This window comes from Acinetobacter sp. AC1-2 (genome assembly GCF_016124155.1).
Lineage (GTDB): Bacteria > Pseudomonadota > Gammaproteobacteria > Pseudomonadales > Moraxellaceae > Acinetobacter > Acinetobacter calcoaceticus.
Genome location: NZ_JABFFO010000001.1, coordinates 1,686,128 through 1,708,378 on the forward strand (window position 1 = coordinate 1,686,128; position 22,251 = coordinate 1,708,378).

A 22,251-nucleotide genomic window follows, 5' to 3' on the forward strand; every position below is an offset into this window, starting at 1 on the left:
TATATAAATTTTCTTAACATTTTGTTGTGAAAAGCTTGTTTGTTTTGCCAAAAAGTTAGTCATTAAAAAAATATTTTACTTTTCACATAATTAAAAATAGTTCATATTATCTTAACAATTATGTTTTATAAGCCTTATCAATTTTTTTCGGAGCATACTGAATCAGGTATAGACAGAAAAATAAAAAATGGTTATGCAAACTTCATTTAATTAAATATTTTTTTATTTATCTGTAAAGATAGTAGATTTATTGAATAAATTATGTTTAATAGACAAGGTCAGTTAACTAAAATTTTAATTTTATTATGCAAACTCTATAGTTAACGAGTAGTTATTATTTAACCATCTTTTACCTTTTTATATCTTATGGAACATTCAATAAAACTTTCTGTTAGAACTTACACACAAATGATTCATGGACATGATCATCCTTATCACCAAATTCTTATACCAATTTTTGGGAAAATTGATCTTCAAATCGATGGTTGCTGGATAAATATTTCATATGGCAAGGCAGCTGTAATACGTAAAAATTTATTTCACCATTTTAAAGCTGATGAAAAATTTCGTTTTATTGTACTTGATCTAAATTGCCTACCAGAAAATATTTGTGACAAAAAAGTTTTTACTTTAGATGAAAGTCTATTGAAGTACATTTCATTTGTTGATGAAAAACTTATGAATGATCACAACATAAATCTAGAAAAATCTATGTCTAACCTATTATATGAGCTTTTAGAAAACTTGAAGTTTAAAGGTGAACTAGATACTAGAATTTACAAGGTAATCAATATCATTTCTGAAAATATTAACCATCAATATAGTTTAGATGAGCTTTGTTCAATTGCTCACTTAAGTAAAAGCCAGCTCAAAGTTCTTTTTAAAAAAAATATAGGATTATCCATAAGAGAGTACTGTAGTAATGAAAGAATGAAAAAAGCTGTGAGCCTTTTAGTTAATACTGACATGCCTCTAACTATCATTGCAGCGCATTGTGGATATCAAAACTTGTCAGCTTTCTCAAAGAGGTTTTCTGAATACCACGGAATCCCTCCTACAAAATATAGAAGCAAATAACTAGCTATTTGACAAAATAAACAAGCTTTCCAGTAAAAACATACATGAAAAACTATTTAGTATTTCTAAAGTTCTTATGGGAATACAATATTATGAAAGTTATTGAGCATAAAACTGATTTATTAGATTCTATAAAAAAATTAAAATCTATCTACCAAGAAAATAAGGTGATATTTATAGATGGAAAAAGAGTAAGTGAACTTTTAAAAATGTTGGGCGCGAGCGAAAATGATATTGAGAAGCTGCGATTTGTTAGTGATAATTTAAAAAAAGATCCTACTTTAAATTTTAGAGAATCCAGAAGTGGCCGTTTTGTATTTGATTTTAAAAGAAACACTATCTATAGAACTGAATTTCAACCTTTTATTTTATCTAAAAAAGAAGATTTCGTGCGGCATGACTCTGGGAAAATACGACATTTTTATGGTATAAGCGAAAGCCTTTCTGATAATTCAGCCTTTCAGGCCCTATTAAAATTAAAACACCTCCTTATACAAAATATTTCATTTTCTCCTAGACCTCACCTTGATTATAAGTCTAAAGATTGGGTGACTACAGTTTTCCATCTTAGAACGATTACTGATAGTCAAACTGTAGGTGAACCAGCTTTAGAAGGTGTTCACTCAGATGGTGTAGATCATACTATGACTGTTTTATTTGGTCATAATAATATGGGGATAAATAGTGCAATCTCATATATTCATTCAATGGAGCAAAAGACGAGTATAAGCACAAAAGAAGCAGATCCATCACATATTTTAGGGCAGTTTCAACATTGGGATTTTTTAGATACTTTACTTATAGTTGACCATGAACGTAAGCACAGTTTAACTGCTGTTGAACGTTTAGATGAAAGACATAATGCAACAAGAGATATGCTTATATTGTTTACCCGAAAACCTACTTTAATGACACATATTTCATATCAATTTGACTCTAAAGAAGCTCATCCAGATTATCCAGTAGAATTTCTAGCCTATCATCAAGGAAAACTCCTTGAATCAATCTAATTTAACTAACAAGTTATTTCCTGTAATCTTTTTAATTATTTGGAGCTTGGGTGCAATTTTCACTAAACTTGGATTGCACTATTCTTCGATTTGGAGTTTTCTATTTTTAAGATCTTCAATTGCCTTAATATTACTATTTTTAATTATAATTTTTCATAGGCAAAAGAAAGACCTTTTTCCAAAAAAAGAACAAATATTTAAAATCATATTTACTGGTCTTTTACTTCAGTTTTTATATTTAGTATTTTATTTTTACTCAATTGAAACAGGCATTTCACTAGGCCTAGTAATTTTAGTTCTTGGTACTCAACCGCTATTAACTGTTTTCTTCAATATTAAATCACTAACTTTATCAAAATTTTTATTAGTAATAATTAGCTTTACAGGATTATTTATCACAGTTACAAGTTATAAATCTTCCAATAATTTCAACTTATTGGGATTTATTTTTTCTTTTATCGCACTTTTATCAATTACAATAGGTACATACTTACAATCGAAAATTCACTCTAACATTTTATCAGCTTTAGCAATACAAACATTTATTACATGGCTGTTCTTTTTTATAATAATTTTATACAGTGGATTGCACGTAACATGGAATATTTCTTTTATAGCATCATTACTTTGGATGGGTGGTGTTGTCTCTGTTATCGCATTTCTTTTACTAAATTACATGCTTTCAAAAAATACAGCAGAAAATGTCAGTATGTTATTTTTACTTCTCCCGATATCAACATTTATATTGGACGCTATTATATTTAAAACCCCCTTCCCACTAACTTCAATGATTGGAGTATTGATAGTAATGGTCTCAGTTTTTATATTTCAAAAAAAGTTCCGTAACAACTAGAATAGACTATTTTAAAATCTCCTATAGTCTATTCTAGTTCTTTATTTAAATATTCTATAATGTTTCAGTCAATTCTATTCTTACTAACTTTATACCCATCCCAACAAAAAATACTCAAGCAACCGCTCTCTTTCATCTGGTTTGTTGGGATCTAAAAGCTGAACCATCGCACCATCAATCACAAACAAAAACATGTGTGCATCTTGTTTTGAAGCATTTTCATTAGTTTTTAAAAGCAGTTTATAGATTTCATTAATGAACCAGTTTCGATATTCAACTACCACCTGATAGGCCTTTGGATGTGTTTTCGCAATTTCAAAAATGGCTTTAAACGGCAAATGGTAAAGCCCTTCTAAGTCGGCATGTAAAAAGTAAATCTTGCGCAGTTTTTCAACTAGGGTTAATTCTTTTCGAACATGGATAATTGAAATCACCTCTTGTTTAAGGCCATCTTTTTGAAAGGTTAGGCTCATTTCAATGAGACGTTCTTTTGAATGAAAGTAGTTATAAAAAGTCGCTTTGGGCACTTTTGCCGACTCGATAATTCGGTCTACTCCGACGTTATGAAAGCCGTATTTATTAAAGAGAAATCTTGAAGTGTGAAGCACGCTTAAAGCACGAAATGGAAGATCTGAATGTGGCATAGTTTTACCGTTATAAAAAATTATTGTTGTATATAAATGAGATATAAAAACCGCTGCCGTTTTTGGGAGAAAAAAGGCATAGCAAAGCCCATAAAGACTGTGCGTGGCACATCTCAAGTTTTATTGTTGATTAAGTTTTTAGACGAAATAATTTAAAGCCTGAAAACCTTACGGCGATCAAACTGCTTTAAAAGTTTAAGTTGTGTCGTTATAGCTTTTGGCAAAGGCTGCCAAGAAATAATGGATGTGCAAAGCCAACTCCTTTTTATTTGGAGTTCTGCCAGACATTAAAATTATGGTGGCAGAACGGAAGTGGGTTCGCAGACTGGTCACACAACCAGCACACCCGAGGGTGTCCCACTCCCGTCCTACCGCAACGGGAGGGAACGAGATGGCCGCACAAAATTATTCCTCAGAGAAATAATCCTGATACGGGTGTGAATCGGTCTGCGACAACCGACTGGCAATGTAGGCCAGCAGGCAAAGAATAGTATTCAACCCTCTTTCAGTCAAGCACACGAAATGACAATCGTATTAAAATAGATCATTAAAAAGTAAGGATAAATAATTAAAATTTATTGTTAAATTGGGGTTTATAAAAAGCTTATCAATCAAAGTTCTATCGGTATTTTAAAAGATCCAACTTGCAAAAAATCATCTACAATAATATTTTAGAGTAATTACTCTAAAATGAGATTTACTAATGAAAACTATAAAAATTGGTTCATATCACTGGATGCAAACTACAAATGGTCAGCTCAATTTCAAAGAGAAAATTAAGTTAATTCAAAAAATTATGCTGCCAAGTATTATGGCCTCTATAAAAATAAATTACTTTCGGTTTAAAACTTCCCATGATTTTGATATCGATCAGATCGTAATACCAGATACTCAAATGGTTAAAGTCGCGCTTGATGAACTAGAGGCTAAAGCAAGTATATCTATCTACAATCATTCATGGCGGACCTATTTCTGGGGAGCTGCCTTAGGCAATATACAAAATCAGCAATATGACCATGAATCACTTTTAATAGCCTCACTTTTTCATGATATTGGCTTAACTGAACCGCATATTCATAGTAAAGGTTGTAATTGTTTTACCTATGAGAGTGCTAAACAATTTGAGCTAAAGGCTAAAGAACATAGCTTTGATGAAAAGAAAAGTGAAGTTATTAGAGATGCTATTTGCTTACATATGAACGGCTATATAGATTATTCTGACCCAGCAGAAATTATTCTATTACAGCAAGGCGCATCCTGTGATGTGATTAGTGATGGTCTATATAGACTTCCCCTATCTTTTAGAAATGAAATTTTAGAAAAATACCCTAGAAAACAATTTAATAAAGAATTTATTGAGCTTATTGCTTTAGAGAGAAAAAGTGTTCCAAATTCACGGACAGGTTTATTATCTGAACTTGGTTTACCGCTCATGATTAAGTCAAATACATTTAAAGAGTAATAATCTTTTTACTTTTGCGTTTCCGATATTGTGAAGGAGTTTCACCAGTCCAATATTTGAATGCTCTAGAAAAAGCTGAAGGCTCAGAAAAACCTAGCAAGTAAACCACTTCATCACTTTTTAACTGTGTGTTTTCTAACAAATCTCGTGCAAGCTTTTGACGGTATTCATTTAATACTTTTTCATAGCTCGTACCAATTTCTTTTAAGTCAGTTCTTAAGGCTTTTGAAGTGATATTGAGTGTTTTAGCAATATCATCTATTTTAAAATTTCCTGATTTTAGTTGATCTTGAAGAGTATTTTCGATTTTAAAAACCAGTTCATGCTTTTCTATCTGAGTTAAAGATTCTTCAATAATAGTCTCATGGATTTTATTTAATGTTTTATTAGCCGCCACAGAAGAGTCATTTAAAATATCGGCATTAAACTTGATACACCCTTCAGGCATATTGAAATATACAGGACATCCCCAGATCTCTCGATATTGCTCTGCATCCGCACCTTCACGATAAGTCAGCCACACTTCTAAAGGCTTAAATTTTTCATTAGAAACATGTTTTAAATATGCTAATAAAATTGAGATCGCGCATTCTAAATAGTGCCGAATAGAATGCTCTAAACCAATCAAGTAAGCATCCTCTCCTTTTACCTCAAGCTTTAAAACATCAAATGCACTGGTAAATAGATGATAATATTTTATTGCTGTATTTAAACCTTGGCCGAAAGTAGAACTACTTAAAAATACATATTCAAATAAATCGCCACGTAGTACAGGCATTCGCCCGCCTACGACTAACCCAATATCTTTATTACCACTGACCTTTTCAGCAACAGCCCAAAATTTCTCTTGAATACGATTGTCATATCTTACGTTTTTATCTGGGATATTCAGTGCATGCTCTAAAAAATTAACACTTGAGAAGATAGCATCTGTATCTAATCCCATGTCTTTCATTGTTAAATAAGTTAGCCAAGGAAAGATGCCCGCATCACTACGAATTTTTGATTCTTTTATAGACATGCTCACAATTACAAACTCAATCGAAAACAAAGCAATAGCTGAGTAAAATACCACCTAACTAAGTTAACAATAAAGTTTTTATTCAGTATGAACCGTAAGTTTACAGCTCTTACACATGTAAATGTAATTTTGAAAAACGCCCTGACCCGATGTAAAAAGCAGAGCGTATTGAAGACAAGTGCTTGATTAAATTTTAAGATTATTTCGGGTCTATGTATTCAATATAGGCTCTACCTTGTATTGGTTTCCCTTTAAATAGCCCATTATATTGGTAACTTCCCGCATAGCCTCCCGCCATACCATACTTAAAGTCACGGTTAGTAATACCATCAATTTTAATGAGAAGATTTCCATGATCATCATCCACTTGCCAACTAAATTTATGTGGTAAGCGCATGCTAGTTCCATCTGGAGTCGTAACTCTTTCAGGTTCATATTCGTGAACAGTAGATTTAAAACCACGAGAGTAAATACCCCCATGGTCATCTAGCGAGCGCACATAGACTCTACTTTGCAACGTTAAACCTAATGGACCGAACGTATCCACAAATAAAACTTGGGTCTTTTCATCAATATTCAAAATTTGATATGTAAAAAAGTTAATTGGAAGATTAATACTAATGCCACGGGCATATTCATAAGTACATAAACCCTTAATTTCTGTTTTTACACCCGCTTGCTCTACATATCCTTGGTACTCACATAACAAAGCCCAATGATCATATGCTCCCCCTACAAGATTAGCGAAGTGCGCAATTTTATCTGTTGCTCGAAGCTTTAAATCAAAATTAAAGTTGTGACCTTCACGGTGAGCATGAAATTCGGGGTATGTTCCTTCAATAGTTACATCATTGCCAAACTTTAAGTAGCTACCATTGGTCACTAATGTGCAATCTTTTTCTACACTATAGCCATTAAAGTGATCAGGAGTTCCAGTAGCTGTACCAATTAAAACGTTAGCCGTATCTATATCACTTGTCTTGATTAAATGTTGATTTCGAAATAGCTTAATTTGAGGTTGACCCACGACCAAAATAATATTTAGGAAATTAAAAGGTTCAGGTAAATTTGGAATCATAATTCCATAGTGAACACAGGTATATTTTCCTTGCGGTGTACTAACTGAAGTATCTGGATTAAAAGATTTACTATTTATTAAACCTGAACGATCAATATTATTTGTAATTCTAGCTGGCAATGAAAAGCGCATATATTCCTTCCTCAATAACAATGATCAGCCATTTTTGATTTCAAAAGGGCTGTACCTGTAAAGCAACTCCTAGAGGAATAGTAATTTCATTTTTTCTTTTTTTTTTGACATTGCTGTACTCAACCACAATCACACTATGTCAATTTTTTAATACACTAAAATTCTAACTTTCTTCAAATCCATAACTGTTTGAACGAAAGTTTGGTATGAAAAATATGAATAAAATTATGTTCATAAAAAACCTCTTAAGACTTCGTTTGAAATTTCAGTTAACAACTGTTTTATAGTCCTTAGCCTGAGTATGCCTTACCATAGCTAAAAGATATAAGCTTGAAGGCATCCGTTGCAATGAATGACTCAGTTAAGTGGTTAGAAACTTTAAATAAAATTACTGGTATTGCTCAAACAGGTTTACATTATTCAAAAGATGTTTATGACAAAGAACGTTATGAACAACTCTTAGGACATATTGAATATTTATTAGAATTAAAAGAAATCAAAACAGAAAATTTTATTAATAATGTTCTTCAAGATGTGGGTTATGCCACTCCAAAACTAGATGTCAGAGCAGTTGTTTTTAAAGAAAATAAATTATTATTAGCAAAAGAAATTGGAGATGGACGATGGTCCGTTCCGGGTGGATGGGCTGACGTAGGTTACTCAGCGTCGGAAAATGCTGAAAAAGAAGTTCTGGAAGAAACAGGTTTACGCGTTAAAGCCATTAAATTATTAGCTTTAACAGATAGAACCAAACACTCCCATCCTCCGATGTTTTTACATGTGTATAAGGCTTTCTTCTGGTGCGAAATTATTGATGGTGAGCTGACACCAAGTATTGAAACACCCGAAGTTGGATTCTTTGGTAGAGATGAGTTGCCGCCTATTTCTACAGCACGGGTAACAGAAGAACAAATACAGCAATTTTTTGATTATTTAGAGTCAGTACCAGAAGTTACTAAGTTTGATTAATTAAAAACTCAACATAAGGCAGATCCCTTATATTTGGAGTTCTGCCAATACAATATAAGTTAAATAAATCTCAATGTATTAACCGCTTACAACATATTGCTCGAGATTTTTTAATGCAAAATTAATGACCTGAGAAAGCTCTTCTTGCGAATATCCATCTCTTGCCTGAACAGATAGCCCATGCAGAACAAGCGCGTAATATTGCCCTAAGGTTTTAGGGTCTGCATCTGCAACCAATTGACCGTCTGATTTTGCTTGAACAAATCGATCGACTAGACTCTGGCCTCGTGCAATACGCTGTGCTTTCATCCAGTCTAAAACAGCTTGGTTTTCTTCGCCTAACACACTCGCTGCGGACACAACCATGCACCCATACGAGTGATTGGCTTGCGTGTAAAGCGCTAGCGCATCTTGAAATAATTGGCTGATGGCATCTTTAATATTTTTTTGCTTTAAAGCATTTAACGCAAAATTACCTTCATTTTTTTCATAGTGATTTACGGCTTCTCTAAACAAAGCCTCTTTCGAGCCAAATGCTTTATAAATTCGAGCTGAGGCAATCCCCAAAACTTCAACTAAATCTGAAATTGATGTGCCTTCATAGCCGTGAAGCCAGAAGAAATCTCTCGCTTTTACGAGGGCTTCTTCTCGATCAAACTCTCTTGGTCTGCCAGCCATAATGACCCTTCATCAAATTCAGTACGTCTTTTCATTATTATTCGAAAAAAATATTTTCACAAATAAATCAATGAGATTTATTCAAAATAGTCCAGTTTTGTTTTGATTTTAAAATAAAAAGTTGTTTTTATCCAAAATTCAGCCTATTGTTTGTCGATCGACAACTAATTAGGTTTTATTATGAAAACCATCAAAGGCCCTAGTATTCATCTTGCTCAATTTAGCGATGATGTTTTCCCTTTTAACCGTCTAGAAGATATTGCTGCTTGGGTAGCAAACCAAGGCTTTGAAGCAGTACAACTTCCTGCTTGGGATAAGCGTTTATTTGATGTCAATTTGGCAGCAGAAAGCCAAGATTATTGCGATGAGATATTAGGTACTTTAAACAATCATGGCTTAAAAATTAGTGAGTTAACAACACACATCTTTGGGCAGTTAATGGCTGTACACCCTGCTTATGACTCAATGTGCGATAACTTTGCACCATCTCATTTGCATGGCAATTCAACGGCTAGAACCGAGTGGGCAAAACAACAAATGCTCGCTTCAATTCAAGCATCTGCCCGTTTAGGTCTTAAAGACATGGGAACATTTTCAGGTTCTTTGGCGTGGCCTTATGTATTTCCATTTCCTCAAAGACCATCAGGACTCATCGAAACGGCGTTTGATGAATTAGCACGTCGTTGGCTTCCTATTTTGAATGCTTGTGATGAACAAGACGTCAACCTTTGCTATGAAATTCACCCCGGTGAAGATTTGCATGACGGCATTACATTTGAAATGTTTTTAGAGCGAACTCATAACCACCCACGTTGCCATATTCTTTTTGATCCAAGCCATTTTGTTTTGCAGCAACTGAACTATGTGGAATATATCGATATCTATAAAGATTTCATTCGCATGTTTCATGTTAAAGATGCCGAATTTAATCCAACAGGCCGCCAAGGGATGTACAGCGGCTATCAAAGCTGGGGAAATCGAGCGGGTCGATTCCGTTCTACGGGTGATGGTCAAGTTGACTTTAAAGCGATTTTTTCCAAGTTAGCGCATTACGACTACGAAGGCTGGGCCACATTAGAGTGGGAATGCTGCCTCAAAAATAAAGACGATGGCGCACGCGAAGGTGCCGAGTTCATTCAGCAAAATATTATTCATGTCACCGATAAAGTGTTTGATGACTTTGCCGCAGCCCCTGTGAATCAGACTCAAATTAATCAGTTATTAGGGATTTAAGGAAGCGTCAGAGAACTCAATATGAAAACTCAATTATTCAATGAAAACTCACATAACGAATTCCAACATCATTACATTCACATCGAAAGTAAAAAATTACACTACGTCACCTTAGGGGAAGGTCCAGTTGTATTACTGATTCCGGGCTGGCCGCAGACATGGTACGCGTGGCACAAAGTCATGGTTGAACTGGCAAAACAGGGTTATCGAGCAATCGCTGTTGATTTACCCGGAACCGGAAATTCAGCTCCACTGGATGGAAGTTACGATACGGGGCTTATTGCTAAAATTTTATCGATGCTCATGACTAAACTTGAATATCCAACTTATTCGGTTGTTGGTCACGACATTGGCATGTGGGTTGCCTATGCGCTTGCATCTGACTTTCCTGAGTCAGTGACTCGTCTTGCGGTAACAGAAGCTGTGATTCCCGGTTTGGCCCCCGCACCTCCTATTTTTGTTGAGCCAAGTGAAAATATCTTTCTTTGGCATTTCATGTTTAACCAAACCCTAGATTTACCCGAAGCCTTAATCACAGGCCGTGAAGATACTTATTTAAATTATATGTTTGATAAATGGTCGTGGCACAAAGATAAAGTGGCGATTGAAACTTATATTGAAGCCTATAAAATTCCGGGGCGTTTAACGGCAGGTTTTAATTACTACCGCTCTATTCCAGAGACCATACGTCAAAATAAAATTAGAGAACGTAAAAGCTTAGAAATGCCAGTTTTAGCCATAGGCGCTGAACATGCCACAGATAATGCGCCTTATGAAACCATGAAAAAGGTTTCACCTCATTTAACCAGTGCGATTGTAAAAGACTGCGGTCATTTCATTATGGAAGAACAGTCAGAAACATTTAGTTCTCTCATTTTAGATTTTTTACAGCAGGAAAAAAGCCATGCCTCTACTTGCTGAAATTGAAAACTGGCTTAAATCTAGACCAGTCACACAAGGTGCAAAGTCGTTACAAGCGTTAAGGGAACAAGTCAATAAAGATATTATTGATCAGCAAGGCATTCATCATGATGCAAGCTATCAGCAAAGTTTTCATGTTGCTGTTTCTGATGATATGGAAATTGAGGTTCGAGTTTATGTTCCCCATTCCCTAGAAAACGCTGAGCAACGGCCCGCTTTAGTTTTTGCGCATGGTGGAGGCTGGTGCCTTGGAAGTTTAGATGCATGGGACCGCTCTTGTCGGTTATTAGCAGAATCTACTCAACTGGTTGTGTTTTCTGTGGACTATCGATTGGCTCCAGAGTTTAAGTTCCCAACACCTTTAAATGATTTTTTTACAGCCTTTCGTTATATCAGCGAAAATGCTTCACTGTTTGGAATTGACCGAAACCGTGTGGCTGTAGGTGGAGATAGTGCCGGCGCAAACATAGCTGCGGCCACATGTCTCATGGCAAAACAACATCCAGAAATTAAGGTGAACCATCAACTTCTTTTCTACCCAGCCTTAGATGCAACAATGAGTAGCAAGTCTTATAGCCAATACGCTGAAGGTTATGGTTTGGACTCATCCACAATGGTTTATTGCTGGGATCAATATGTGCCACATGAAAGTGAAAAACAGAATGAACTTGTAAGCCCGTTACTCGCTCAGTCTTTAGAAGGACTGCCAGATGCGACCATTTTTATTTGTGAATATGATCCCGTTCGCGATGACGGTGAAAGATATGCTCAAAAACTGTGGGATGCAGGTATTCAGGTGAACTTTCATTTGTTAGACGGAATGATTCACGGCGCGATTCACATGCTGGCAATTAGTCCTGAAAAGGTAAAATCGATCTATCGTAAAGTTCAGATATAGAGAGATTCGTTTATATTATTCAAACATATTGCTTAATTGAGCCACTCTTTAAAATTGTTTAATTAAACATTTGGAGTGGCCCAATTAAATTTAAACTATGGATATTGGTTATCCGAGTTATGCTTATGACACCGTGAACTTAACGCTATTATTTTGATAGATTGGCGTAATATCCTTGCCATTCAGTGTCACTTTTTTGTAGATGCCTTGGACTTTCTTAGCTGATAACACCGTATAAGTGCCTGCTGCTAAATTGTCTTTTGTGACGAGCTGCAATGTTCCATTTAAAGTCAGGGTATTTGCCACTTGAACTGCTGGAAGTGCATTCGATTTTAAAGTGATGTTGAATGTCGTTCCTGCAAGCTGAGTTAAGTTACCCGCAATGTTAACTGTTTTAGCTGAGTTGGTTTTTAATAGGCTATTTTCATGCATATAAATATCACCTTGACCAGCACCGTGCTCAGACAATATTTCTAAACCACCCTGTTTTAAATCAATACCACCCGTAAATGCGTTATTTCCTGTCAGTGCTAAAGTTCCCGTGCCTAATTTGGTGAGTTTACCTGCACCCGTAATATCATTACTCCATTGGTCATATTGGCTAAAGCCACCTAAACTGGCATCCATGGTCAGATTTACATCACCATCAAAGCTGCCATAACCTGCGCCCGCTCTAAACAGGTTTAAGCGACCGTATCCTTCTACGTCGTCCATGACAGGATAACCCGAAGCAAGAGCAGTCGATTTTAGAACTACACGGCGCTGATCAGCCGTTAAATAAGGAAGTCGAGTTTCCAGTAAAACCTCTGCGCCTTTAGGTACTGTGGCTATTTTTGTTTTATCGCCAATTTGATTAAATCCATAGGTCATCCAGTGATTCACCTGCTGTTTTAATTTTTCAATATGGGCAAAACGGTCATTCGCGTCATAAGGTGTTTTAGACAAACTATTAAACGACTCAAACGTTGAGCTATTGGTTTCTTTCATAAGCTGTGTTTGAGCTTGTAAATAAGCTTCTTTTCGTTGCTCGACAGTCATGGCATTTAAGTTTGCAACATCTGCGGCAATCGATTGAAGACGTCCACCAATCACGTCCATGGCTGAATGCATGCCCGCAATAATACGTGAATCACCAAGGTCCATACCACGCGCAATCAGTTCCTGATAACGTTGAGGCACTAAATAAGCCATTGCAATTGCATTTCGGCCAGCTTCAGCGGTGTGTCCGCTTGGGAATCCACCGTCAGTTGCAGGTGTACTACTTTTTGCAGACTCTAAACTCGGTACAACAATGACTTCTGAACTCCAACGCCACGGGCGAGCATATTTATAAAAGCGTTTTGCAGACTCCGTCGAAGAGTTATTTCCCATCGCTTGAACAAACTCAACGACTTTTCCAAAGTTGGCGTTTCCATCAGCCGTCGTCAGCCCACTATTATTTCCTTTGTCATCATATTTTACTTGTGCGGCATCGGCTGGCACTGAATTGATTGTGGTGGTCTGCCCAGTGAGTTTTCGCCACGGATCAGTCAATGCTCCCATCCCTGTCGTTACGCTATAACTTTTCCCACGTCTATCATCTAAATAGGCACGAATAGCTTCTTCTTCTGTACGCTTATGCGTGGTCTGAATTGAATAATTAATATTATAGTTCAATACATCCGCATTCTTTTTTGTACCGTCCGTACTGTCACCCGGTAGACCTGTCCAGTTTGATGCGACTACCGCAGGAAAGCCGTCTTTTGCCTCAGCAGATTGGCCTGCATCTACAAATAAACTTGAGGGCGTCCATACATCTAAAAAGCCACTCAGCACACGTACCCCAGCATTTGTTTCAACCGTTGCGTAACGTGCATCGCCACGTTGATTGGTCATCCATGAATCTACAATGGTGGTGATATTTGATGGGATGGGAGCAGTATCCTCAAAACCTACACCCTTTGGCACTGCGGGTATTTCTTGATTTGCTGTCGAATTATCATCAGAAGAATTGCTGTCATTACAACCTGAAAAAAAGACCGAACAAGAGATAAGAGAAAGTAAAAGTGTATTTATTTTAAAGCTTGACATGATGTGACCCGTTTAATAAATATCCGTATCTTTCATCATTAATGTTTAGTTGTTATTACATATCACTAGTTAATTTAAATTTATTCTAAATAATATCTTTGCAGTTTTATAGGTCGTAACTGCTCATAAGCAAACGAATAAGGAAATTCTTTAAAGACAAGGATATCTAGGTTCAGAGGGTGCAATTGTGAAACATTCTTGGTGATACTATACTCATACTCAGGAACACCATGTTTGGTATGGGCTGATTCGGCTATCGATATAGAATTATAAGAGTACAACCACTCTAATTAGAACTATCAAAAACGATTAAAGGTGCTCTCTAACACTATCAACAATATACATATAAGGTGTATTTCACATGAATAACTTACAATATTTTGAGCTAAAAAGTGCCAGATCAATTTTATTATTACTTGCACGCATACTGCTAGTTGCTCTTTTTCTCATCTCAGGCATACCCAAATTGATGGGGTTTGAGGGCACTGTGGGTTACATGCAATCATTACATACTCCTCTTCCTGTTGTTGCAGCCGCTATTGCTGTAGCAATGGAAGTAGGAGGATCTCTTCTTATTGTACTTGGCTTTTTTACCCGTCCAGTTGCTTTAATTTTTGCTTTGTACACACTAGGAACTGCACTCATCGGCCATGCATATTGGAATATGACAGGTGATGCCGTTCATCCTAATATGATTAATTTTTACAAGAATATAAGCATTATTGGGGGATTCATTTTATTAGCGTTCACTGGTCCTGGAACTATCTCTTTGGATAAAAAGTAATATCCTTGAGTTTCAAGTTAATTTAAAAAGCATTGGGCTAAACGCAATAAACAAACATAACGAAGTTAAGAAAAAAGAGAGCTCAAGCTCTCTTTTTTTATTTAAAAAACTCATAAAAAACAAGAAGAACATCAAATGAAATCCAAAACTAATCCGAACTATTCAAATGTGGTACTTGTTTAAGAAAATCATTTAAAGGCATCGGGCATCCCCATAAATAGCCTTGAAACTCAGTACATCCATTGTTTTTAAAAGCGCTAAACTGTTCAGCAGTTTCAATTCCTTCTACTAACACACGAAGGTTCAAATCTAGTCCAATTTTAATAATACCTGTGACTAATTTATTACTACGTTTATCATCCAAAGCTGCTTGTACAAAGCTACGATCAATCTTGATTTGTCTAATGGGCATCTTCTGTAAATAGCTTAAAGATGAATATCCTGTACCAAAATCATCAAGAGAAAGCTGAATTCCATTTTTAGACAAGAAATGCATTTTTTCAATCATGCTGACACAATTCGTTAAAGCAATATTTTCAGTGATTTCTAATATGAGTCGAGATGGATTTATCTCATACTGCTGAATCAGCCCGATCACACTCTGCTCAAAGTTTGGTTGCATGAAGTGATCAGCACTAATATTGATTGAAAGTGTAAGATCTTTGGTCTCGTCTTTTTTACTCCAATCTTTTAAAACTTTACAGGCCTGAGCCAATACCCACTCTCCAATCTCTGGCATTAATCCAAAAGTTTCAGCCGCGGGAATAAAATCTTTTGTGGGAACATAACCTAAAACAGGATGTTGCCATCGTAATAAAGCTTCTGCGCCAATTAGTGTTTCAGAAGCATTGATTTGCGGTTGATAAAAAAGCTCAAATTGTTCTTTAGCTAGTGCTAAGCGCAAGTCTTGCACCATGGTATTTTCTGTTTGTATCTCTAATTGCATGGCATAAATCGAAATACAAATCATGAGGGTAGCAACACATGTCGCTATCCATCCGCCATGATCGCGAATATTTTCCGATAAAGGTATTGCACTATCGAGTGTAAAAGAACTTCCACTAAAAAATATAAAGGAGGCAATCGATAAGATAATTAAAACGATTTGTAAAAAGCTTGGATTTCTACGGTAATTTAAATACCCCAATATCGCCCCAGCAGGTAAAAACAATTGAGCCACCCGAGGACGATCCAATGTGGCTACATCAAAAATTAGGCAAAAAACGACAGGAAAAGCTAAAAGAACAACTTGTGATAGAAGAATACCAGCTGAAATTCGGCGTATATAAATTAAATAAAGACTAAATATGGATACTAATGTAAACAACACATCCATATAAACAATCAGCCACATTTGTGCAAATGCGAAATATATGGTCCAAAACAAGCAAAAAATAATGCAAATAAAAATATTTGCTTTAGCAGCAATTGTAAGTTGTTGGTCCTGTAGGGCACGGTAATTTTTCTTGTGTTTTTTTAAGTAAGACGAAGCAATCATAAATAAATCAACCGTAAAATATTTCTTCATAAACCCCCATCTTGATCATTGATTTTCCTTTTCAATATTCACCAATAAAACTTCATGTTTTATTCCCTTGTTCTTTATATGATTCTTTTTGAGATCGGTGTTGTTTTAATTGTGGTGGTACAGTCCGGTTGTTTAATTGAATGATGTTGCTTTTTCAATCACCCTATAATTTTAAAGTATTATTCCCTAACGATACATGCCTCAGCGACGAAGGTACAGGCTTTAAATAGTGAAAAATTAGAACATTACCATTTTTAGAATATATCGCTTCAATGATTGATATTAATAATAATTATCATTATTATTTAAGAATATCTTAAATGTTTGTTTAATTGTGCTACTCATTACCAATTTGTGGGCTCCTCTGCTATGAACCTGAATGTAGATAAACAAGTATGGTTTAGCCAAATTTACCGTTCTCAGCAAACCACGCTCTTGTCATGGTTTAAACATAAACTTCAGCATCATCATCAATCTGAAGACCTGAGTCAGGAAGTGTTTTATCGTGCTTTAAAAAGTGAATATAGTTTTAAACAAATTAAAGAGCCACAAGCATGGCTAATGGGAATCGCCAAGCATGTCATTATTGACCATTGGCGCCGTCAACATATTGAAAATCTCTATCTCGATGCCCTACAACATCTTCCAGAAGAATACTACCCCTCTGCCGAACATGAAGTTTATATTCAAGAAACCTTGTATCAGGTTCATTTAATATTAGAAAAACTCCCCACCCGAACGGCTCAAGTGTTTTTGATGTCGCAACTAGACGGCATGACTTATCGAGAAATTAGTGAAAAAATCAATATTTCCGAGGCCACGGTAAAAAGAGATATGAAACAAGCTTTTTTAGCATGTATAGACCTCTATAATTAAACCCGTTAAACGCGCTTAAATTTCTACCCTATGTCAGATATTACGAAAATCCCTCACCATGTTTTAGATGCAGCCGCAGATTGGTTGGTACTTTTGCATTCAGGGGAAATGACAGCGTTACAGCAGCAACAGTTTGAGCAATGGAAAGCTGAAAAAAAAGAACATCAAATAGCACTCCAGCAAATGGAAAAGTTTAGCCATGGTTTAACAAACCTTGCAGGTAACTTCCCTTCCGAAGCGTTAGTCCAGTCCAATCAAAAATTTAACCTCGCTGCTAAACGCAATATGCTGTTAAGTCTTTCGGGCTTAGCCATTGTTGGTTTGTCGGTATATTTCATCCCTTGGGAAAAATGGCAGTCCGACTATCACACCAAAGTCGGTGAAATTAAAAAAGTATCGTTAAAAGATGGTTCACAACTCATTATGGCAAGTAATTGCTATATCGATATAAATTTCACGCAAAAGACACGTCAAATAAAATTAATAGATGGCGAAATCTATATTGAAACAGCAAAGGATGCTCAACATCGACCATTTATTGTCGAAACAAAGAATGGTTCGGTAGAAGCCTTAGGTACTCAATTTTCAGTGCGACAAGAAAATAGCGAACAAACAAAAGTTAAGGTTTATAAGCATGCAGTAGCCATTGAGCCAGAGAACTCATCTAAACGGCAGATATTAAAACAAGGCCAGCGTGCTTTTTTTGATGAAAAATATATTTCAAAATCACTTCCACTCGATAATGATCAGCCTTACTGGACCCAACAACTTTTAGTCGTAGATCAATGGCCACTACAAAAAGTGTTGGATGAATTATTTCGCTATAAAAAGGGAACCTATAGCATCGATCCGGAATTGAAAGATATTAAGATTTCTGGCGTATTTTCTCTAAAGAACCCTGAGCAAAGCTTAGAAACTTTGGCCTATAGCCATCAACTTGAACTGACCTATTACAGTCCTTATCTGTTAAATATTAAAAAAAGATAAAAAAACATGACCCTTTTTTTGATCTGGTTCGACTTATAGAGAAATACACTCTCTGTCGAGAAGACCACATGAAGGATTATCAAGCAAAAAGTAAACTGGCCTTGGCTATACGTGCAGTGCTGTGGAGTACGCCATTGGTGGTCACGGCGCTTACCACAACTTCTGCTTACGCTGCGCAAACTTATCGTATTTCAATTAATCAAAGCACACTTGATCAGGCCATTAAGCAACTAGCGATTCAAACGGGTACGACCATTAGCTACGATAATGCCAGCCTTTCAAAAACAAAAAGCAAAGCGCTTAAAGGGAATTATGCTGTTGATGATGCCTTAAACCTTTTATTGCAAAGCCATCCATTTGAAGCTGTTAAAGTCAACAATAGCGGCTATAGCATTCGAGTGAAGTCTTCTCCCGCTCCGATTGAACCCAAAGTCTTTCAGTTGGAAACGATTAAAACCAAAGCAAATAGCAGTAAAGAATTTGATACGGCGGGTGGTGAAGCAGGTACAGCCCATTTAGCTACGATTCATATTAATGCCGATCATGGTGAAAATCTAACAACCGAAGGTTCTGGTTTATATACGGCGAAAGCGACCACCGCCTCTACTGGCTTAGCCTTAAGTCTGAAAGAAACGCCTCAACTGGTCAGTGTAATCACCAATCAACAAATGAAAGATCAGAACCTGACACAATTAACTGATGTTGTGAGTCAGGCGGCAGGCCTCTCAATTAAACAAGGCGGAAATATTGGTAGTGATAATTCCCCTATTTACGCTCGCGGTAAAGAAGTGGATAGTTATTTACTCGATGGCGTGAAGCTCATGAGTTCATATTCAAGTATTTTCCAAAGTCAGGACATGGCTTTATTTGACCGTGTAGAGGTTGTGCGAGGTGCAAATGGCTTAATGACGGGGGCTGGCAGTGCAAGCGCAAGTATTAATCTGGTCCGAAAAAAACCATTACAGGACTTTAAAGCTTCGGTAAGTGCTGACATCGGTTCTTGGGATTCTTACCGTACCGATATTGATGTTTCCACACCTCTTAATGAATCAGGAAGTATTCGTGGTCGTACCCTGTTTGCCTACCAAAAATCAGACTCCTATATCGACCGCTACAACGAAGAACGTAAAGTTGCTTATGCAGTCGTAGAAGCCGATTTAACCGACAAAACCAAAGGCAGTTTAGGTGCTAGCTATCAACAAATTGACATGACTGGCGTTGCTAGAGGTGGTTTACCTAGCTTTTATACCGACGGGACATTAATCGACTGGTCACGTTCAGATTCAGCGGCAGCGAGTTGGACGGGTTCTGACCGTTCTACTACATCTTACTTTGCAGATATTGAACACCAGTTTAATGACCGCTGGAAATTAAAAGGTGTGGTGTCTAGAACAATTACCGATTCAGACGAAATTGTGGGCTATACCTACTCAAGTAAAGGAATTGATAAAGCCACAGGTAGCGGGGCGATGTTGTATGCAACCCGTTGGGATTATCGTCCTACTCAAGATTTATTTAATTTAACTTTAAATGGTTCATTTGATTTGTTTAATCAAACTCATGATGTAGTACTCGGCACAACCTACACAAAAAGTAAAAATAAACGCCCCACCTATTCTGGCTGGAATAACGGAATGACATGGGACGGCACTCTAAAAAACATTTTTGCTTGGGATGGCAGTACACCTAACCGCCCCGAAACAAAAATAGATGGTTGGTACAGTGGAGATGACCGTAGCCAATCTATTTTTGGTGCTGTTCGTCTTAAAGCAACCGACAATCTTGCAGTTATTTTAGGCACTCGAATTGAAGACTGGGAGCGCGTAACGGGCAACCATTCAGATGCTAACAATAAGACCACCTACACAACACAGGAAGAAAGTGGCAAGGTAATTCCATATGTCGGTGTTACCTATGATTTCACTGACAACTGGACTGCGTATGCAAGTTACACCAATATTTTTTCACCACAAGATAAGAAAGCTGTTACAGGCGAATACATAGACCCATTAATAGGTAATAGTACCGAGCTGGGTATTAAGGGTGAGTTTTTTGATAATCAATTAAATGTTGGCGCTGCTATTTATCAAACAAAAGAGGACAATACAGCGATTGCATTATCCGATGTATTTGCCCCAGATGGTTCTCAAGCCTATCGAACAGAATCTGGTACTGAAAGCCGCGGCTTTGAAATTGAAGCGACAGGTAAATTGACTGATTTATGGCAAGTTTCCACAAGCTTTAGCCGTAACTTATCAAAAGATAGCCAAGACAACCGATTAAATACCGGCGTGCCAAATAATACAGCCAAATTGTTTACCACCTACACCCTACCTTATCTTGATGAAGCCCTTACTATTGGGGGCGGTGTGCGTTGGCAAAGCGAAATTTATGAAAAAAATGCAGTCTCTGCAACGGGTCGATTCACTCAAGAGAGTTACGCTTTGGTCGACTTAATGGCACGTTATAAGGTGAACAATAATCTTATGCTCAACTTCAACCTTAATAACTTATTTAATGAGAAATACCATTTAGCCACTACAAATAGCTATTACGGGGCTCCAACTAATTTTCGAGTGGGTGTGAAATATGAGTGGTAAATAAATTACTCTACTTTTAAAGATCTTACTTCAGAAGCAAATAATGTTCTTCTGAAGTAAGGTTAAATCTACTTAATAAGCTGGACTAGAATATTTTCGGCTAAGCTCAGGCTATAATATTAGACATGCTCTATTATTTTATTTCTCATATGAAGAATACGTTTTCTGACAGCAATCAAATTAGACAAGTGTCTAGCTTCCCTGAACTTATAAATACAAAGTTTCAAGGAGAGGCAAATGCGATGTGTTGGCACAGAAATTTGGTTGGTGACTTTAAAGAAATTGTGAATAAACTTCATTTAAAAGAAAATATTACAGAAGTTACTGTTGAAGACCTTTTAGCACTACCGCTTTCAGAACAAGGCAATCTGGCAAGGGAAACTATTTTAGAAGATATTAATCAATTAACTGAATTTGGTGCATCACCTGTACTTAATTTGCTTAAACATTATGAACGCGATGAAGAGCTAGATTTCATTTCAACAGACGTATATTCATTTCATGTTGATCGCTCCCCCATTGAAACAGACACCTTTCTATGTACCTATCACGGCGCTGCTAGCGATATTGTTTCCAATGATCAGGTTGAACAAAAAGTTTTAATCCCAGAAATTAGAGAAAAGCTCAAAGAATTACATGACGGCCCAGATGCTGAATTTGAAGCCTTTTTGGCAGAGTATTTTTTTGATTTGCATTACCAGCCTAAACCTGATGCTCAACCTGTAAATTTAGGCACAGGACATTTGTGGCGTTTAGCAGTAGATCATCCTACACAACAGGTTTTACCGTGTGTTCATCGAGCACCTGTTGAAAAGGATGGTGAGTATCGGTTGCTGTTGATTTGTTAAATGTTTCGGTGGTTAATTCGTTTTTTATGGATTAAATGTGCTGCCACTCCATGACTGGAATGGCTTGAAGTCACTTTATATCAACAATACTGGTTTAAAGATTCATCACCTGTCACCAAAAAGAGCAATACCTAGACCTATCAGCATAACCACTGTTCCAGCCAATTTAATCATGGAAACTGGCCGCTCAGTCGTTCCCATCAACCCAAAATGATCAATCAACAATGACGAGATAATCTGCCCAGCAATTGCCAGCCCCAGCAAAGCAGATAACCCGATTCTAGGAGCAAGGACGACATAACTCAGCAGTGCGCACGAACCTAGTACTCCGCCCATTAGACTCCACCATGGCTGGGCAGGAATAGCGATCAGCGAAGGAGCGATTCCACCTCGCACCAGAGAGTAAATCCCAAGGCATACCGCACCAGCAGTAAACGAGAATAACGCCGCAGCAACAGAATCCCCGCCTATGCCTTTAGCCAGTTGGCCATTCAATGTAGTTTGTAGAGTAATCCCTAGCCCCGCGGCAAAAGCCATTAAGTAATAGATAACATTCATCGTGTTTGCCCCCTTTTATCCAAT

20 protein-coding genes are annotated in these 22,251 nt (G+C 36.7%); 13 read left to right on the plus strand and 7 right to left on the minus strand.

What is annotated here, in order from left to right; genetic code table 11:
• The first annotated feature begins 366 nt into the window (after nucleotides 1-366).
• From HL290_RS07815 to HL290_RS07825, 3 genes are all read left to right on the plus strand, one after another.
• Nucleotides 367-1,077 (plus strand): AraC family transcriptional regulator, encoded by a 711-nt coding sequence (locus tag HL290_RS07815; protein WP_003650972.1) that lies wholly within the window; start codon nucleotides 367-369, stop codon nucleotides 1,075-1,077.
• Between the two features lie 92 nt (nucleotides 1,078-1,169).
• Entirely contained in the window at nucleotides 1,170-2,087 is a 918-nt protein-coding gene (locus HL290_RS07820; RefSeq protein WP_198496104.1) for a 2OG-Fe dioxygenase family protein, read from the plus strand.
• Nucleotides 2,074-2,940 (plus strand): DMT family transporter, encoded by an 867-nt coding sequence (locus HL290_RS07825; protein ID WP_198496105.1) that lies wholly within the window; start codon nucleotides 2,074-2,076, stop codon nucleotides 2,938-2,940. The genes HL290_RS07820 and HL290_RS07825 overlap by 14 nt, the downstream gene beginning before the upstream one ends.
• 89 nt (nucleotides 2,941-3,029) lie before the next feature.
• Here the strand turns inward: HL290_RS07825 and HL290_RS07830 are convergent, their stop codons facing one another.
• On the minus strand, nucleotides 3,030-3,584 hold the full coding sequence (locus HL290_RS07830) for a TetR/AcrR family transcriptional regulator (protein ID WP_198496106.1): 555 nt from the start codon (nucleotides 3,582-3,584) through the stop codon (nucleotides 3,030-3,032).
• 703 nt (nucleotides 3,585-4,287) lie between these two features.
• Between HL290_RS07830 and HL290_RS07835 the strand changes: the two genes are divergently transcribed.
• Complete coding sequence (locus HL290_RS07835; RefSeq protein WP_198496107.1) at nucleotides 4,288-5,046, plus strand: HD domain-containing protein; 759 nt, start codon at nucleotides 4,288-4,290, stop codon at nucleotides 5,044-5,046.
• Here the strand turns inward: HL290_RS07835 and HL290_RS07840 are convergent.
• Both HL290_RS07840 and HL290_RS07845 read right to left on the minus strand, forming a co-directional pair.
• Nucleotides 5,036-6,067 carry an AraC family transcriptional regulator gene (locus tag HL290_RS07840; RefSeq protein ID WP_198496108.1) on the minus strand — a complete coding sequence of 344 codons (1,032 nt, stop codon included), beginning with the start codon at nucleotides 6,065-6,067 and terminating at the stop codon, nucleotides 5,036-5,038. The genes HL290_RS07835 and HL290_RS07840 overlap by 11 nt on opposite strands.
• Nucleotides 6,068-6,266: 199 nt before the next feature.
• Nucleotides 6,267-7,277, minus strand: coding sequence for a DUF6670 family protein (locus tag HL290_RS07845; RefSeq protein ID WP_198496109.1), 1,011 nt, complete (start codon nucleotides 7,275-7,277; stop codon nucleotides 6,267-6,269).
• Nucleotides 7,278-7,625: 348 nt separating this feature from the next.
• Between HL290_RS07845 and HL290_RS07850 the strand changes: the two genes are divergently transcribed.
• The gene (locus tag HL290_RS07850) at nucleotides 7,626-8,246 is read left to right on the plus strand and encodes an NUDIX hydrolase (RefSeq protein ID WP_004642261.1); all 621 of its coding nucleotides are present in this window, start codon (nucleotides 7,626-7,628) and stop codon (nucleotides 8,244-8,246) included.
• A 78-nt stretch (nucleotides 8,247-8,324) separates the two neighbouring features.
• Here HL290_RS07850 and HL290_RS07855 read toward each other — a convergent pair whose 3' ends face one another.
• Nucleotides 8,325-8,924 carry a TetR/AcrR family transcriptional regulator gene (locus tag HL290_RS07855; protein WP_198496110.1) on the minus strand — a complete coding sequence of 200 codons (600 nt, stop codon included), beginning with the start codon at nucleotides 8,922-8,924 and terminating at the stop codon, nucleotides 8,325-8,327.
• Nucleotides 8,925-9,104: 180 nt separating this feature from the next.
• Between HL290_RS07855 and HL290_RS07860 the strand changes: the two genes are divergently transcribed.
• Genes HL290_RS07860 through HL290_RS07870 form a run of 3 tightly spaced genes read left to right on the plus strand, consistent with a single transcriptional unit; the run spans nucleotide 9,105 to nucleotide 11,976 of the window.
• The gene (locus tag HL290_RS07860) at nucleotides 9,105-10,157 is read left to right on the plus strand and encodes a sugar phosphate isomerase/epimerase family protein (RefSeq protein ID WP_198496111.1); all 1,053 of its coding nucleotides are present in this window, start codon (nucleotides 9,105-9,107) and stop codon (nucleotides 10,155-10,157) included.
• Between the two features lie 21 nt (nucleotides 10,158-10,178).
• A complete protein-coding gene (locus HL290_RS07865) occupies nucleotides 10,179-11,078 on the plus strand; it encodes an alpha/beta fold hydrolase (RefSeq protein ID WP_198496112.1) in 900 nt (299 codons plus the stop codon).
• Complete coding sequence (locus HL290_RS07870) at nucleotides 11,062-11,976, plus strand: alpha/beta hydrolase (protein WP_198496113.1); 915 nt, start codon at nucleotides 11,062-11,064, stop codon at nucleotides 11,974-11,976. Before HL290_RS07865 ends, HL290_RS07870 begins: the two co-directional genes overlap by 17 nt.
• 123 nt (nucleotides 11,977-12,099) lie before the next feature.
• Here the strand turns inward: HL290_RS07870 and HL290_RS07875 are convergent, their stop codons facing one another.
• Entirely contained in the window at nucleotides 12,100-14,046 is a 1,947-nt protein-coding gene (locus tag HL290_RS07875; RefSeq protein WP_198496114.1) for an acid phosphatase, read from the minus strand.
• Between the two features lie 361 nt (nucleotides 14,047-14,407).
• On the opposite strand from HL290_RS07875, the gene HL290_RS07880 reads away from it, so the two are divergent.
• Nucleotides 14,408-14,830, plus strand: a complete 423-nt coding sequence (locus HL290_RS07880) for a DoxX family protein (RefSeq protein WP_198496115.1) — start codon at nucleotides 14,408-14,410, stop codon at nucleotides 14,828-14,830.
• 148 nt (nucleotides 14,831-14,978) lie between these two features.
• Here HL290_RS07880 and HL290_RS07885 read toward each other — a convergent pair whose 3' ends face one another.
• The gene (locus tag HL290_RS07885; protein ID WP_198496116.1) at nucleotides 14,979-16,358 is read right to left on the minus strand and encodes a putative bifunctional diguanylate cyclase/phosphodiesterase; all 1,380 of its coding nucleotides are present in this window, start codon (nucleotides 16,356-16,358) and stop codon (nucleotides 14,979-14,981) included.
• A 369-nt stretch (nucleotides 16,359-16,727) separates the two neighbouring features.
• Here HL290_RS07885 and HL290_RS07890 point away from each other — a divergent pair, with 369 nt between their 5' ends.
• From HL290_RS07890 to HL290_RS07910, 4 genes are all read left to right on the plus strand, one after another.
• Nucleotides 16,728-17,234, plus strand: a complete 507-nt coding sequence (locus tag HL290_RS07890; RefSeq protein ID WP_004642252.1) for a sigma-70 family RNA polymerase sigma factor — start codon at nucleotides 16,728-16,730, stop codon at nucleotides 17,232-17,234.
• A 30-nt stretch (nucleotides 17,235-17,264) separates the two neighbouring features.
• Nucleotides 17,265-18,221, plus strand: a complete 957-nt coding sequence (locus tag HL290_RS07895) for a FecR domain-containing protein (protein ID WP_198496117.1) — start codon at nucleotides 17,265-17,267, stop codon at nucleotides 18,219-18,221.
• A 68-nt stretch (nucleotides 18,222-18,289) separates the two neighbouring features.
• Nucleotides 18,290-20,821 carry a TonB-dependent siderophore receptor gene (locus HL290_RS18635; protein WP_227602207.1) on the plus strand — a complete coding sequence of 844 codons (2,532 nt, stop codon included), beginning with the start codon at nucleotides 18,290-18,292 and terminating at the stop codon, nucleotides 20,819-20,821.
• A 149-nt stretch (nucleotides 20,822-20,970) separates the two neighbouring features.
• Nucleotides 20,971-21,669: a DUF1826 domain-containing protein gene (locus HL290_RS07910; RefSeq protein WP_198496119.1), complete on the plus strand. Its 699-nt coding sequence runs from the start codon at nucleotides 20,971-20,973 to the stop codon at nucleotides 21,667-21,669.
• Nucleotides 21,670-21,774: 105 nt separating this feature from the next.
• On the opposite strand, the gene HL290_RS07915 is transcribed toward HL290_RS07910, so the two are convergent.
• Nucleotides 21,775-22,227 (minus strand): DMT family transporter, encoded by a 453-nt coding sequence (locus tag HL290_RS07915; protein ID WP_198496120.1) that lies wholly within the window; start codon nucleotides 22,225-22,227, stop codon nucleotides 21,775-21,777.
• Nucleotides 22,228-22,251: the final 24 nt, after the last annotated feature.